Annotated in this window: 10 protein-coding genes; 2 read left to right on the top strand and 8 right to left on the bottom strand. The window is 72.6% G+C overall.

The annotated features are described in order from the left end of the window. Positions 1–2 precede the first annotated feature (2 nt). The 4 genes from eccD to AB0F03_RS32425 form a co-directional block, all read right to left on the bottom strand. Positions 3–1,394: a type VII secretion integral membrane protein EccD gene (eccD, locus tag AB0F03_RS32440; RefSeq protein ID WP_361998601.1), complete on the bottom strand. Its 1,392-nt coding sequence runs from the start codon at positions 1,392–1,394 to the stop codon at positions 3–5. Positions 1,395–1,462: 68 nt separating this feature from the next. Then, positions 1,463–5,413 (bottom strand): type VII secretion protein EccCa, encoded by a 3,951-nt coding sequence (gene eccCa / locus AB0F03_RS32435; protein ID WP_361998597.1) that lies wholly within the window; start codon positions 5,411–5,413, stop codon positions 1,463–1,465. A 214-nt stretch (positions 5,414–5,627) separates the two neighbouring features. Beyond that, on the bottom strand, positions 5,628–6,734 hold the full coding sequence (locus AB0F03_RS32430) for a hypothetical protein (RefSeq protein WP_361998595.1): 1,107 nt from the start codon (positions 6,732–6,734) through the stop codon (positions 5,628–5,630). Positions 6,735–6,987: 253 nt separating this feature from the next. Then, on the bottom strand, positions 6,988–7,638 hold the full coding sequence (locus AB0F03_RS32425; RefSeq protein ID WP_361998593.1) for a response regulator transcription factor: 651 nt from the start codon (positions 7,636–7,638) through the stop codon (positions 6,988–6,990). Between AB0F03_RS32425 and AB0F03_RS32420 the strand changes: the two genes are divergently transcribed. Next, complete coding sequence (locus AB0F03_RS32420) at positions 7,614–8,471, top strand: glycoside hydrolase family 15 protein (protein WP_361998590.1); 858 nt, start codon at positions 7,614–7,616, stop codon at positions 8,469–8,471. The two genes, AB0F03_RS32425 and AB0F03_RS32420, sit on opposite strands and share 25 nt — an antisense overlap. A gap of 126 nt (positions 8,472–8,597) precedes the next feature. Here AB0F03_RS32420 and AB0F03_RS32415 read toward each other — a convergent pair whose 3' ends face one another. The 4 genes from AB0F03_RS32415 to AB0F03_RS32400 form a co-directional block, all read right to left on the bottom strand. Next, a complete protein-coding gene (locus AB0F03_RS32415) occupies positions 8,598–9,437 on the bottom strand; it encodes an SDR family oxidoreductase (protein WP_361998587.1) in 840 nt (279 codons plus the stop codon). Positions 9,438–10,235: 798 nt separating this feature from the next. After that, entirely contained in the window at positions 10,236–10,910 is a 675-nt protein-coding gene (locus AB0F03_RS32410) for a DUF3618 domain-containing protein (protein ID WP_361998584.1), read from the bottom strand. Then, positions 10,886–11,299, bottom strand: a complete 414-nt coding sequence (locus AB0F03_RS32405; protein ID WP_356826672.1) for a phage holin family protein — start codon at positions 11,297–11,299, stop codon at positions 10,886–10,888. The genes AB0F03_RS32410 and AB0F03_RS32405 overlap by 25 nt, the downstream gene beginning before the upstream one ends. 1 nt (position 11,300) lies before the next feature. Further along, positions 11,301–12,023, bottom strand: coding sequence for a hypothetical protein (locus AB0F03_RS32400; RefSeq protein WP_361998581.1), 723 nt, complete (start codon positions 12,021–12,023; stop codon positions 11,301–11,303). A 340-nt stretch (positions 12,024–12,363) separates the two neighbouring features. Here AB0F03_RS32400 and AB0F03_RS32395 point away from each other — a divergent pair, with 340 nt between their 5' ends. Beyond that, positions 12,364–12,933, top strand: a complete 570-nt coding sequence (locus AB0F03_RS32395) for a hypothetical protein (RefSeq protein WP_361998578.1) — start codon at positions 12,364–12,366, stop codon at positions 12,931–12,933. Positions 12,934–13,139 lie beyond the last annotated feature (206 nt).

Raw genomic sequence — 13,139 nt, 5'->3', positions numbered from 1 at the left:
TCTCAGCCGGCCAGGGTGCGGAAGTACCAGTAGACGTGCAGTACTTGGAGGAGCAGGGGGATCAGGGCGACGGCGGTGAGCGTCTCCAGGATGTCGGCGGTGTGGCCCCAGATCGGCAGGAGCCGCAGGGTCGACAGGCGCCGGGCGGAGAGCAGCGCCGCCACCGCCGCGAGCAGGAGCACGGCCAGTACGGCCCGGGTCTGGGGGCCGCCGGGCACCAGCAGCCAGGCGACGGCCAGGATCAGCCCGAGCGTCCCGACGACAGCCAGCGAGACGCGCTGCCAGATCTCGGTGACACTGCGGGAGCGCAGGGTCACGGCGGCGGCGAGCGTCAGGGCGAGCAGCCAGTCGGACCAGCCGGAGCGGCGGGTCAGGAGCACGAAATCCAGTGCGTAGACCACGCATGCGCCGAGGGTGAAGAGCGTGAGATGGGCATCGGCGGCGGCGACCCGCCGCGCGACGGCCGGTTCCGTGGCGGGCTCGATGTCCTCCTGCAGTTCGTCCGCGTTGCGCGGCAGCTGGGGCACGCGCAGCCCGGCCAGGCGCAGGAAGAGCCGGGGCGCGACGGTGCTGAGCACGAAGAGGGTGACGGCGACCACCGAACAGGCGGTGGTCACGGGCCAGTCCAGGTCGAGGCAGAGCAGGGAGCCGGCCTCGGCGGCCACCGCCACCGTCAGCAGCGCGCCGAACACCTGGACGGGCACCTTGCCGGAGAGCAGCAGCACGGTGGCGGCCACGGCCGCGCAGGTGGCGCCGACGAGGAGTTCGTGCGCGGTGGGCGCCAGGACGGCGTCGGCGCCGCGCCAGGGGGTCAGGCCGGCCGCCGCGGCGAACGCCCAGCCCGCCACCCCCGTCACCAGCACCGTGGCCGTGTCGGTGCCGGTCCGGGCCGCCAGCAGGCATCCGGTGAGCAGGGCCACGGCGACGGCGCCCGACTGCGCGGCGGTGGCCCCGCCGGGCCCGGCCGCCAGGGTGAACAGGGCGAGCACGCCCAGAGCGAGGCAGGCCAGTACGAGGAAGAGGCGCCGGGTGAGCTGGGGCCGCCAGCGGTCGGAGCGGGTGGCGACGACCGTGGCGACGCCGTCGGCGACGTCGTCGAAGACGAGTGGCGGCAGGACCTCCTCCACCGGGCGCAGGTGGAGGATGTCGCCGTCGCGCAGACCCGCGGACTCGGGGGTGTCGTCGGGGTCCAGCGGCTCCTCGCCCAGCCGTTGCAGGACGTATCCGCCGGCGGGCGTGCCGTCGGGCGCGAGCCGCGCGGCGAGTACGGGCAGCAGCGTGCCCAGGGTGACGGTCGCGGGCACTCCCAGGTCGGCGCGGCTCCCGGGTCCGACGACGGTGATCCGGCAGACGGCCGTACCGTCGAGGTCCGGCATGATGCTGGCAAGGGACATGGGGGTGGGACTCCTGTGGGGCGGCCTGGGCGGTGGCGGGGCGGCGGGGTCCGGTCCGCCGGAGGGGGTCAGTCGTCTCCCACCAGACCGGTCTGGACGAGCCGGACGTCGCGCCGGGTGACCAGCTGGGCGCGGCCGGGGACGAGGGTGCGCGGCTTGGCCTCGCCGATGAACTTGCCCTCCTCCTTGGGGTAGGAGAGCACCAGGGCCGGATTGCCGAGTTCCCAGACCCGGCGCAGCAGCGGTTCCATCATGGCGCGCATGGCGCTCGACGTGGAACGCGCGATGACCATGTGCATGCCGATGTGGGCTCCCTGGGCCAGCAGCGGGACGAGCGGGGTGGTGGGGCTGTCCAGGCTGCTGGTGACGAACAGGTCGTAGTCGTCGAGCAGGACGAACAGGCGCGGGCCCTGCCACCAGTCGCGTTGGGCCAGTTGCTCGGGCGAGACGTCGGGACCGGGCAGCCGCTTGGTCATGGTCGCCACGACGCTGTTGGCGAGTTCCCGCAGCCCGTCGGCGTCGACGGTGTACCCGGCACGGTATTCCTCGGGCACGTCGGCGAGGAGGCCGCGTCCGGGGTCGCCGAGCAGGATCCGGGCCTCGTCGGGCGAGTAGCGGGTGGTGATCGCCCGGGCGACCAGGCGCAGGGCGTTGGTCTTGCCGGTCTCGCCGTCACCCAGGACGAGCAGGCTCGCATGGGCGGAGAAGTCGTGCCAGACCGGCTGCAGCCGCTGTTCGTCCCAGCCCAGGCAGACGCGCAGGTCCCCTTCGGGCGGCGGCAGTTGTCCGACGGGCAGGGTGCTGGGCAGCAGCCGTACGCCCGGAGCGGTGCGCCCGGTCCAGAAGGTGCCGATCTCGGCGGCGGCGATCTTGGTGGCGGCGGTGAGGTCGTCGGTGGCCGATGAGCTGTCCAGCCGGGGCAGCGCGGACAGGAAGTGGTGGCCGGAGGAGGTCAGTCCGCGGCCGGGCTGCTGCGGAACGCCCGCGGCCTGGCGGGAGCCGACCTCGGACTCGATCGTGTCGCCGAGCCGCAGCTCGAACTTGGTGCCGATCAGGTCGCGCAGCTTGTTGCGGATCTCCGACCAGCGGACCGCGGACACCACGACGTGGACGCCGAAGGACAGGCCGCGCGAGGCGATGGAGGTGATGCGTTCGTCGAGGTCCTCGTACTCCTGGCGCAGTGTCCCCCAGCCGTCCACGACCAGGAAGACGTCTCCGTGGGGGTCGTCGACGCCGCCGGCGCGCCGCAGTGCGCGGTAGGCCGCCATCGACTCGACACCGCGCGCGGTGAAGATCTGCTCGCGGCGTTCCAGGAGCTGCGCGATCTCCTCGACGCTGCGCAGCACCTTGTCGCGCTCCAGCCGGGTGGCGACCGAGCCGACGTGCGGGAGGCCTGCGGTGGAGACCAGGCCGCCGCCGCTGAGGTCGAGGCAGTAGAACTGGACCTCCTCGGGGGTGTGGGTCAGCGCCAGCGACAGCATCAGGGTCCGCAGCAGCGCGGACTTGCCGGTCTGCGGGGCACCGGCCACGCCCACGTGCCCGCCGGCTCCGGAGAGGTCGGCGACGAGGAGTTCGCGGATCTGCTCGTGCGGCCGGTCGACCATGCCGAGCGGCGCGCGCAGGCTGCCCAGGTCGGGGGATTCGGCGGTCATGCCGCGCACCGGGTCGGGGACGATGCCCGGCAGCAGCTGGTCGAGGCTGGGCGGCTCGGCGAGCGGCGGCAGCCAGACCTGCCGGGCGGGGGGGCCGGCGTCCGTGAGCCGTTCGATGAGGACGTCCAGGAGGCTTTCGTCGCTGTCCGACCGGGCGACGGGCTCGGGCTCGGGGGGTGTCTCGGCCGGCTCGTCCGCACCGGGCACCGGCAGCCGCTGGTCCAGGCCGAAGTCCACGAGTTCGCCGGGCCCCGCCGGTGTGGGCTCCGCCGCCGGCCCCGTGACGGGTGCCTCCGGGCAGGGACCGGAGACGTAGGCGGCCTTGAAGCGCACCAGGTTGGTGGTGTCGACCCGCAGGTAGCCGTTGCCGGGCGTGGAGGGCAGCTCGTAGGCCCCGGCGACACCGATGACGCTGCGGGACTCCATGGAGGAGAAGGTGCGCAGCGCGACGCGGTAGGACAGGTGCCCCTCGACGCGGTGGATGCGGCCCTCGTCCAGCCGCTGCGAGGCCAGCAGCAGATGGACGCCGAGGCTGCGCCCGACGCGGCCGATGGTGACGAACAGTTCGACGAACTCCGGTTTGCTGGCGAGAAGTTCGGAGAACTCGTCGACGATGACCACCAGCGAGGGCAGCGGGGCGATGGGCGCGCCGGCCAGCCGGGCCTTCTCGTACTCGTACAGCGAGGCGTAACCGCTGGCCCGTAGCAGTTCCTGCCGGCGTATCAGTTCTCCGTTGATGGAGTCCTGCATGCGGTCCACCAGCGGCAGTTCGTCGGCGAGGTTGGTGATGACGGCCGAGGTGTGCGGCAGCCGTTCGGTGTTGAGGAAGGTGGCGCCGCCCTTGAAGTCGACCAGGACGAAGTTCAGGATCTCGGAGGAGTGGGTGGCGGCGAGCCCGATGACGAGGGTGCGCAGCAGTTCGCTCTTGCCGGAGCCCGTGGCCCCGATCAGCATGCCGTGCGGGCCCATACCGGCCTGGGCGGACTCCTTCAGGTCGAGTTCGACGACCTCGCCCTCCTCGGTGACCCCGATGGGCACGCGCAGCCGCGCCGCCTGGTCGGTGCGACGCCGCCACTGGGCGGCCACGTCGAAGGCGCGCGGGTCGCGGATCCCGAGCAGGGCGGTGAGTTCGAAGTTCGAGTCGAACGGGTTGTCCGTCAGGTCGATGGTGCCGCTGGTGCGCAGGGGTGCCAGCAGCCGGGCCAGGTTCTCGGCTCCGTCCGGGCTGAGGGCGTCCGCCTCGGCCCGGGCCTGCGCGTCGTCGCCGACCGGGAAGGAGACGGTGCCGTTCTCCGCGGTCAGCCGCAGGACGGCGGGGCCACCCGGCATGGCGCCCGTGAGGTCGAGCAGGACGGTGTTGCGCAGTCCGTTGCCCAGCAGGCGCGAGTCGGGCGGGACCTGCGCGCGGTGGGCGACGACCACCACGAAGGGTTCGGCGGCGCCGGGGGTCGCCTGGGGGTCGTGGTCCCCCCGGTCGAGGACGTCCGGGCCGAGCAGCGTGATCAGCTCACCGTGGTCGGTGGCCACCAGGCGCAGGGGGCCGGCCTGGTCCTGTTCCCGGGGATGGGCGTTGTGGGGCAGCCACTTCACCCACTCCCAGGTGTCACGCTCCCGTGGGTCGGTGAGGACGGCGACGCGCAGTTCGTCGGGCGAGTGCAGGGCGACCAGCTGACCGATCATGGCCCGCACCAGGTCCAGGGCGTCGTCGATGTCCCCGGCGAACTCCACACTGGTGAAACTGCGCAGGGCGACGGGGATCGGCATGCCCGGCACGGTCTGGAACGCCTCGGTGAAGCGGCGCAGCGAGATGGCGGTGAGCGGGTCGAGGTCCTCGACGGGTTTGGTCTGCGGCGGGACGAGTTCGAGAGCGGCACGCCGGGTGCCGAGTCCGATTCGGACCTTGGCGAAGTCGTCGTGGGCGGCCCGGCGTTCCCATACCCGGGGTCCCCGGACCAGCGACCACAGCTGCCGGGGCGGGGGGTTGTCGTACACGGCGGCGGTGACCTGTGCGGCGGCGGCCTCCCGGACCTGGCCGCGCAGCTGTGCCAGGTAACGCATGTAGTCGCGGCGTTCCGCCCGCATCCGCCGTTTGCGGTCGAGGCCGGACCGGCCGATCTGGCCGAGCCCCATGGACATCATCGCGATGCCCATCATCCCCGACATCATGTACGTCGTCGCGGAGCCGCCGACGACGAACATCATCCCCATCGCCCCCGCGCCGATGCCCATGGGCAGCATGACGACGACGGAACCCAGGTCGGCCATGGCCGGTTCGCCGAGCACCGGAGGCTGGGCCAGCTCGATCTGGCCTTCCGGTGTCTGGGGTCCCGATGCTCGCGGTGGGCGCTTGACAACGATGGTGTTCATCAGGTGGATCTCCAGCCGGCGAGACCTCGTGCGGGGGAACGGGCAGGCGGCGTCGGCACCGGGAGCCGTCGCCCGGGGCCGGCCAGGAGGAAGAACCCTTCCGTGTCGCCCGCTCCGGGGAGGGACGGGCGACACGGAAGGGGGAGTCCGTCCCGACCTCGGGGGAGGCGGTCGGGACGGACGACCAGGAGGGACGGCCCCTGGTGGTCGGAAGTCACATGGCGGTCCCCGACGACCACAGCACCGCACCGCCCGAACGGATGGTGACGTTGCCGTTGGCCCCGAGGACCAGCTGGGCACCGTCGTGGCCGTCCGTTCTGGAGGACCAGGCGGTAGCGCCGTCCTGGGTGTAGACCGCGAAGTTGCCGTCGGCCTGGAAGACCGCCTTGGCGCCCTGCCCCACGGTGCCCGACCACCACAGCGGGGTGCCCTTCGTGTCGTAGAGCACCAGATTGCCGTCGCCCTGGAAGGCCAGCATGACCCGGTTGGTGCTCCAGCTCTGCCCGGGTTCGAGCACGCTGGTGCCGTTCACCACGGTCGTCGTCCAGTGCTGCTGCGACGGCTGTTGCTGCTGCCGCGGGGTGCTGCTGGTCCGCGGGGTGCCGCTGCTCCGCGGCGTCCTGCTCGGGACCGGGGCGTGGCTCTGCGACATCGGTTCGACGACCCGCGTCTCCTTGGTGGGCGAGGCCGCCGCCACCTCCGCGATGCGGTGGGGCTTGCCGGCCGCGGCACGGTCGTCCTCGGGCGTACGGGACGCTCCCGGCCGCGGACTCACGGTGCTGCCGGCCGCCGGGTACTGCTCGTCGGGCGCGTAGTCCTCGCCGGTGTCCCCCGCCCCCGCTTTGAACGTGTGCGAGTGCGCGTCCTCGCCGAACATGGCCGGCGCCAGCAGGAACAGGGCGCTGAGCACGCCCGCTCCGGCCAGTACCGGCTTGGCGAGAGCGAGGCGCAGACCGGCGCGCCCGTCCCCCTCGGCGCCCCGTCCGCCGGAACCCACCCGATCGCTCCGGTCCCGCCGGCGCCGCCCGCCGGGGACGGCCGGCTCGGCGCCGTGACCCCGCGCCTCGGTCATCGGCGCGAGCGGTGCGGAGGCGGCGCCGTCCGTCGACGACGGGACGGGTACGGCGGGTGAGACGGCTGTGCCGGCGTCCCGTGCGGCGGGATCATGGTGCGGGATGTCCCCTGCGAAGGCTGATCCGTTCTGTCCCGCCTCGCCCAGCGGAGCCAGCTGCCAGGGGAGTTCGGTCTCCCACACCGCCTGCCCGGCCGGCATCCCGGCGGTCCGGTCGGGGCGGCCGGTGTCCGTCTCACGGTGGTTCATCTGCGTGCCTTTCCCGGTCGACGGGTGGGATGATCGATCAACGGCGACCGACGGGTGTCGTTCCGCCCCGCGTCGACACTGCCGACCGGCGTCGGGCGACAGGCTGCGGAGTACGGCTGCACACCTCAGGGGAGGGCGACCACGGCGGGACGCCTTACTGACCCGACCCTATGGAGAGCACGGGACCAGTTACACCGGCGAAGCCGGATCATGCACGTTCGCACAATCGGCGTACCCTTTTCGCCATCTGTGGTCACAGGATGCCCATACGGATGGCGTAGGCGACGGCGTGGGTCCGGTTGCGCAGTTCCAGCCGTTTGACCACGGTCTGGATGACGCTCTTGATCAGGCGCTCGGAGTAGCTGAGCTTGCCGGCGATCTCCACCGTGTCCAGTCCCTCGGCCAGGAGCCTGAGCACGTCGACCTCGCGCTGCGCCAGCTCCACGGGCAGCAGTCCGGTGGCCGACTCGCTCTTCTGCATGGTGCGCATCCGGTCCAGCAGCAGGTTCATCAGCACCGGAGGCACGGCCGACCGGCCCTGGTACGCCTCGACGGCCGCCACGGCGATCTGGCTGAAGCTGGTGAACGGCCGCACCAGGAAGCTCGCCAGGCCGTGATTGACCGCGAGGGCCAGTTGCTGCTCCGAGATGTGGTCCGCGACCAGCACGATCCGTATGCGTCCGCCGGTGGTCTGACTGGCACGGCTCATCGCGGAGAGCGTCTTGCCGCTGACCACCGCGGTGAGCATCACCAGGATGTCGGCCTCGGCCAGTCGGTCCACCGTCAGCAGCGCGATGCGCTGGTCCGCGGCCAGGAAGGTGACCGTGCCGTCACGGGTGAGCGGATCGTCGGCCTCTATGACGACTCGCGGCACCGAGCGTGCATCATCTGTGTTATCAGGCATGGGGACTCCTTCTCGAGAGCACGGCACCGCACCCGGCAAGAGCAGAACCGGGCATCGTCAGCGCCAGGAGCCGTGCCGATCGACGGATCGCTCCGGGTCCGTGCCGGACCCGTGTACCGAGGGGTGCGTCCTCACTTGCTCGGAGTCGATCCTGGCAGGAGTCGCACCGGCTCCCGCGCCCCAGCAGTCGATCAGTGCACTGTGAAACAGAAGCAGTGCCCTGGCGTGCAAGGTCGCTGTCGAACGGGCCACACAACACCGGGCTTCACCAGGTGGGTTGGTGTTCCGTACGGCCTCCCGGCAGCGGCGGCTCCGTCCCTGCCGGGTGCCCGGCGGCTCAACCGTCGCCGGTGGCAGGCACTCCGGGGCCACCGGTCCGCCCGTCACCGGCCGCGGACCCGCGGGCCGCCCTCTTGACCGGTTCGTCCCCGCCCGGGTCGTCGGCGGTTCCGGGAGAGGGCGCGGCGAGTAGCCGGGCTTCTGGCCGACGGGCGACGAAGGCGGGCTTCGAGGTGGGGCACCACGCCTGGAGCGCGTCGCTGACCAACCCCGACCGGCTGGCCGACAACTGGGACCAGCCGGAAGAGGGCTTGTGGGAGCCCCATGGCGGCCGGCAGCAGGTCACGTACGGCCGTGTCATGTCGTGGGTGGCGTTCGACCGCGCGCTGCGGCTCGCTGAGTCGAACGGACGGCCGGCCGCTACCGCCCGCCGGAGCAGCGAGCGTGACGCCATCTACGAGCCGATCACGGACAAGGGCCGAGGGGGCGCCAACTGGGCAACTTCCCGCAGGCGTTCACTCATATCGCCCTCATCGACGCCGCCCTCACCCTGAACGAGGCTCCGGACCGGCGGTGGTCCGGGCACTACTCCACCGGTGCGGGCCCGCCTCACGGTCAGCCGAGGCAGATGGCGATGAGGGCGGCTTCCGGGAAGAGGGCCCAGGGCGGGGGGCGGTGGGTCAGCCGCCGGTGGCGAAGCCGGGGAAGAGGGTCATGCCGCCGTCCACGTACAGGGTGGCTCCCACGACGTAGTCCATCAGGTCGGATGCGAGGCCGACGACAGCGCGGGCGATGTCGTCGGCCTCGCCGATCCGCTTGTACGGGATCAGCCGCATGAGATCCGCTTGCGCCTCCGCGGTCTCCCAGGCGCTGCGGTTGATGGGTGTCTTGATGGCTCCGGGAGCCACCGCGTTCACCCGGATCCGCTTCGGGGCGAGTTCCTGGGCCAGCGTCTGCATCATCATCTGTACGCCGCCCTTCGAAGCCGCGTAGTTGACGTGACCGGCCCAGGGGATGACCTGATGCACCGAACTCATACAGATGATCTTCCCGGCCGCACACGACACCTCGGGGACGACGCCCCGGCGCACGAACTCCTTGGCCGCCTCCCGGGCGCAGAGGAACTGGCCGGTCAGATTGACGTCCAGGACCTTCTGCCACTGGGCGAGGGTCATCTCCGTGGCCGGCGCGTCACGCTGGAGTCCCGCGTTGGCGACGAGGATGTCGATGGTGCCGAACTCCTGGACCATCCGGTTCGTCATGGCGACGACCTGGTCCTCGTCGGACACGTCCGCCTCGTAGGCGTCCGCACGGACTCCGAGGGCGGTGATCTCCTCGACCACCTTCTCCGCTTCCTCGCGGCCGGCCACGTAGTTCACCACGACGTCTGCCCCGGCACGGCCCAGAGCGATGGCGGTGGCCTTGCCGATTCCGGAGTTCGCCCCGGTGACCAGTGCCTTCTGGCCCTTCAGCAGTTGCGCGGGAACCACGTCCTGCGCCGCGCCCTCGGTGGAACTCACGATGTCCTGCTCCTCCACCCGGTTGTTGCCGGCCTTCCCTCTTCGAACGTACGCGCAGCGCGGTGGTGCGGCACCTGGAGCGGGCCCCGCGCCGCGCCGGTCGGAGAATCACGATCGGGTTCACCGGGGAACCGGTGGCCTTCGGGAGCCGCAAGGGGGCGAGCACGCACAGGCAGTGCCGGCGACCCTGCCGCTCGCACAGCGGGACCAGTTCCTCGAAGCCCAGGTGGTCCAGCAGTTGCAGCCCCAAGGCGTTGACGGCCGGCAGGTTGCAAGGGGAACGGGACCTCGGCCACGTCACTCGGCGCGGCGTCGCTGGTGCCGTCCGACCCCAGGGCGGCCACCAGCCGCCGGCCGGGAATCCCATGGCCGTCGGACGCAGTCCCGACCGCGCCGCGGCCACGTCCCGGGCGCCGAAGGTCCGGCGCCGCGGGCGGTGCCCCACCCGGACGAACAGCACATCGCCGGGTCCCACCGTCGTCCGCTGCACGGTCTCGGCCGCGGCGAGGTCCCCGGCGGTCATCTGCTCCCCCGGTTCGAGCCAGGGCACGCCGTGCGGGCGCCCACCAGCCGGGCGAACCGGTGCCCCGGGGGCCCACCAGCCAGGCGGACGGGTGCGCCGGGGGTTGCTCACCAGCCAGCCGGCCAGGTACCGCCTTCTGCGCCGCGGGCCCGTCCCGGCGGCGCCGGGCGGCCGGCTCGGGCACGCGGCCGCCCGGGTAACGGACCCGATTCCGGTCCAGCACCCGGGCGGCCCGCTGCGGGATACGCGCGGCGACACCGCAGAGGGCCGGGCCGTCAGCCGGCCGACCGGCCCCGGGCCTCGCCGGTGACCTGCTGCCCCGACTCCCGTGCCTGGGCCGTCAGGTGCTCGCCCTGGCCGCGTGCCTCCTCCTGGGTTGCGCGGGCGGCGTCGGCGGCGGTGTCCCTGACCTGCCCGGCGGCCCGCTGCGCGACCTCCTTGGCGTCTTCCTGCACATGCTGCACGGACTCCAGAGCGGCCTGCTTCAGCGGCTCCAGCGCCTCACCACCGCTCTCCATCAGCCCGGCGGCCGCCCGTTCCTCGGCCTTCGAGGCCGGCAGCAGCGACGACAGCAGCACACCGGCGCCGAAGGCGATCAGTCCGGCGGCCAACGGGCTTCCCTGCGTGCGGCGTATCACCTCGTCAGGGGCCCGGCCGACCACGTCGCCGACCTGCCCCGCCGTTTCGCGTACCGCGTCCGTCGCCTGTCCGGCGCCCTCCTGCAAAGAGCCGGCCGCCGACTGGGCACCGCTCGTCACCCCGTGCGCGGTCTGCGAGGCACTCCCCATGACCCGGTCGCGCAGACCCGTGAACCTGCCCCGGGCGCGCTCGGTCTGGCGGCGGGCCACCCGGCGCGGGCTGGTCCGGTCCGCGAGCTGGTTCACGTCCGCGGACAGCTGGTCCCGGGTCGCATCGATCTCAGCCCTTATTTGGTCGGGTGACGTGCCCATTGCGCATCCTCCTTCAACGATTCGACGGTTCGCTCGGGCTTGGGCTCGACGGTTCGCATCTGCGTGCGGCCCCGCTGGTAGAGCACGGCCGCGACAACGGCCCACACCGCGGCGACGATCAGGGCGGCCCAGCCGCCGTCCATCACGTTGGCCAGGCCGAGGACGGCGGCCAGTGACAGGAACAGCAGCACCATGTAGCCGCCGAACCCGGCGCCGCCGTACATGCCCGCCGCCTTGCCCGCCTTCGCCGCCTCCTGCCGCACCTCCGTCTTGGCCAGCTCGATCTCCTGCCGGAACAGGGTCTGGACGTCGGACGTCACCACCGCGAGCAGTTCACCGACCGACCTGTCCCGCCCGTGCTCCGCGGGCCTCGGGGGGACCGACGACACCTCACACCTCCGGGTAGGGTCGCGCCGGCGCGCCGGGGTGCGGCGGATCGACCGGCACCGGCGGAGCCTGCGGGGTGCCGGACGGCTCCGTCGCCTCCGGTACGACCGGGGGTGACGGCGGCACCGGCGGGACGTCCGGACCGGGGCCGGCCGGGAGCGTCGGCGTGGCCGGTGTGCCGTCCGCGTCGAATCGCGGGGCACCGCTCGTGCGCTGCTCGGGTTGCGACTGCTTGGCGCTGCCCGCCGCCCTGGCCAGCCGGCCGACCGCCACCCCGGCCAGCAGCGCGCCGCCCAGGAAGGCTCCCGGGCGCCTGCGGGCGAAGTGGCGCAGGTCGGTGACCACGCCGTCGATGCCATGTTCCTGGACGTAGTCGGCGACCCGGTGGCCCCTGCCGGCCACCTGGGTGGCGAGGCTGCGGGCGGGCGAGTCGCCCGGGGCGTTCTCGGCCAGGCCCGCGACGTCGTCCGACCACTGGCGCAGCGTCTGAGTCGCGCGCCGCGTCTGCTCAGCGGCCTCGTTCATCGCGCGGCCCCGCAGCTCGTCGATGACCGTACCGGCCTGCTGCCGCGCCTGCCCGGCCACGGCCCTGGCCTGCTCCGCGGCGGTCTCCGCCACCTGGCCCGCGGCCTGCCTGGCCTGATCGGCCGTGGCGGACGCCTCTGTCCTGGCTGTCTCACCGGTCTGCCGCAGCCTTCCGGCACCTTCCTGCACGGACTCGCTCATCAGCCACTCTCCTCGGCACCGCAGTGCTGTTCTGTGTCAGCTCCGGGAGGCCGCTCACCGGGGCGGCGGCTCGCCACCCCATGGCCTCGCGATCGGCCGTTCCTCTCCCTTACGAGTAACTGGTCAGCGGAAATTGACACATGGATCGCCTTATCAGCTTTTATGCCTCTTGCGCGTTCGAAGTCTTACCGCCGCCCGCGTCCGCGCCGGCGCTCCGGCTCCGGCCGCAGGCCCGTCTGGGTCAGCAGTGATGGCGGGGGCAACGGGCTGCGGCGAGGGTGGAGTCACACCCGACCTCATGTCGGCTCACCACACGCCTCTCGCACGAAGGAGCACAGCCATGTCCGGACGCAACACCCTTGTCCGCAGCCTGCACGACCTGGGCCTCGCAGCGTGGTTCGGCGGCTCGCTCATGGGGGCGGTCGGTCTCAACGGGGCCGCCAAGGACGAGGGCACCACGGACACGGAGGCGGCCCGGATCTCCTCCTCGGGCTGGGCGAAGTGGACACCCGTCAACGCCGCCGCGATCGGCGCCCACCTCTTCGGCGGCGGCGCACTGCTCGCCGTGAACGCCCACCGGGTCAATACGCAGAAGGGCGTGGCCGCCTCCACCACCGCCAAGACGGTCGTCACCGCGGCGGCGCTGGCCGCGACCGCCTACGCACGCTTCCTCGGCAAGAAGATCGAGCTGGCCGCCTCCCCGGACCCGCGGGACGCGGAGAAGGCCGCCCAGCACCCCATCGACACGGAGAAGGCCCAGCGGCACCTCGCCTGCGTGCAGTGGGCGGTACCGGCCCTCACCGGAGGCCTCGTGGTCCTCAACGCCCTGCACGGCGAACAGCAGCGCCCCTTCGAGCAGCTCCACGGGATGTGGCGGCACGCCCGCGCCGTCACCCCGCTCATCCCGTGAGGCTCCGCCGCACGCCGAGGTGAACCCGGTCCACGAGGACGCGGATGTGCCCGGCCGGCTGCTCCACGACACCAGGCGTCCGCGAGCCGTGACGCGAGCGGCGAGATGTGGGGGAACAGGCGGCCGGCCTCGCGTCAGTGGTCCTGGGCCGTCCGGTCATCACGATCGGTGTCGGTGGGAGACAGCCGTACGCAGCATTCCCCGGG

Source organism: Streptomyces sp. NPDC028722 (assembly GCF_040637655.1).
In the GTDB taxonomy this organism is placed as follows: domain Bacteria; phylum Actinomycetota; class Actinomycetes; order Streptomycetales; family Streptomycetaceae; genus Streptomyces.
Note: the sequence above shows the minus strand (reverse complement) of the source record. Positions and strands in the feature narration are given on the sequence as shown.

What these genes read in the sequence shown, in the direction of transcription:
- eccD (WP_361998601.1), bottom strand. Translation starts at nt 1,394, where the DNA reads ATGTCCCTTGCCAGCATCATGCCGGACCTCGACGGTACGGCCGTCTGC.
- AB0F03_RS32400 (WP_361998581.1), bottom strand. Translation starts at nt 12,023, where the DNA reads ATGAGCGAGTCCGTGCAGGAAGGTGCCGGAAGGCTGCGGCAGACCGGT.
- AB0F03_RS32395 (WP_361998578.1), top strand. Translation starts at nt 12,364, where the DNA reads ATGTCCGGACGCAACACCCTTGTCCGCAGCCTGCACGACCTGGGCCTC.
- eccCa (WP_361998597.1), bottom strand. Translation starts at nt 5,413, where the DNA reads ATGAACACCATCGTTGTCAAGCGCCCACCGCGAGCATCGGGACCCCAG.
- AB0F03_RS32410 (WP_361998584.1), bottom strand. Translation starts at nt 10,910, where the DNA reads ATGGGCACGTCACCCGACCAAATAAGGGCTGAGATCGATGCGACCCGG.
- AB0F03_RS32425 (WP_361998593.1), bottom strand. Translation starts at nt 7,638, where the DNA reads ATGCCTGATAACACAGATGATGCACGCTCGGTGCCGCGAGTCGTCATA.
- AB0F03_RS32430 (WP_361998595.1), bottom strand. Translation starts at nt 6,734, where the DNA reads ATGAACCACCGTGAGACGGACACCGGCCGCCCCGACCGGACCGCCGGG.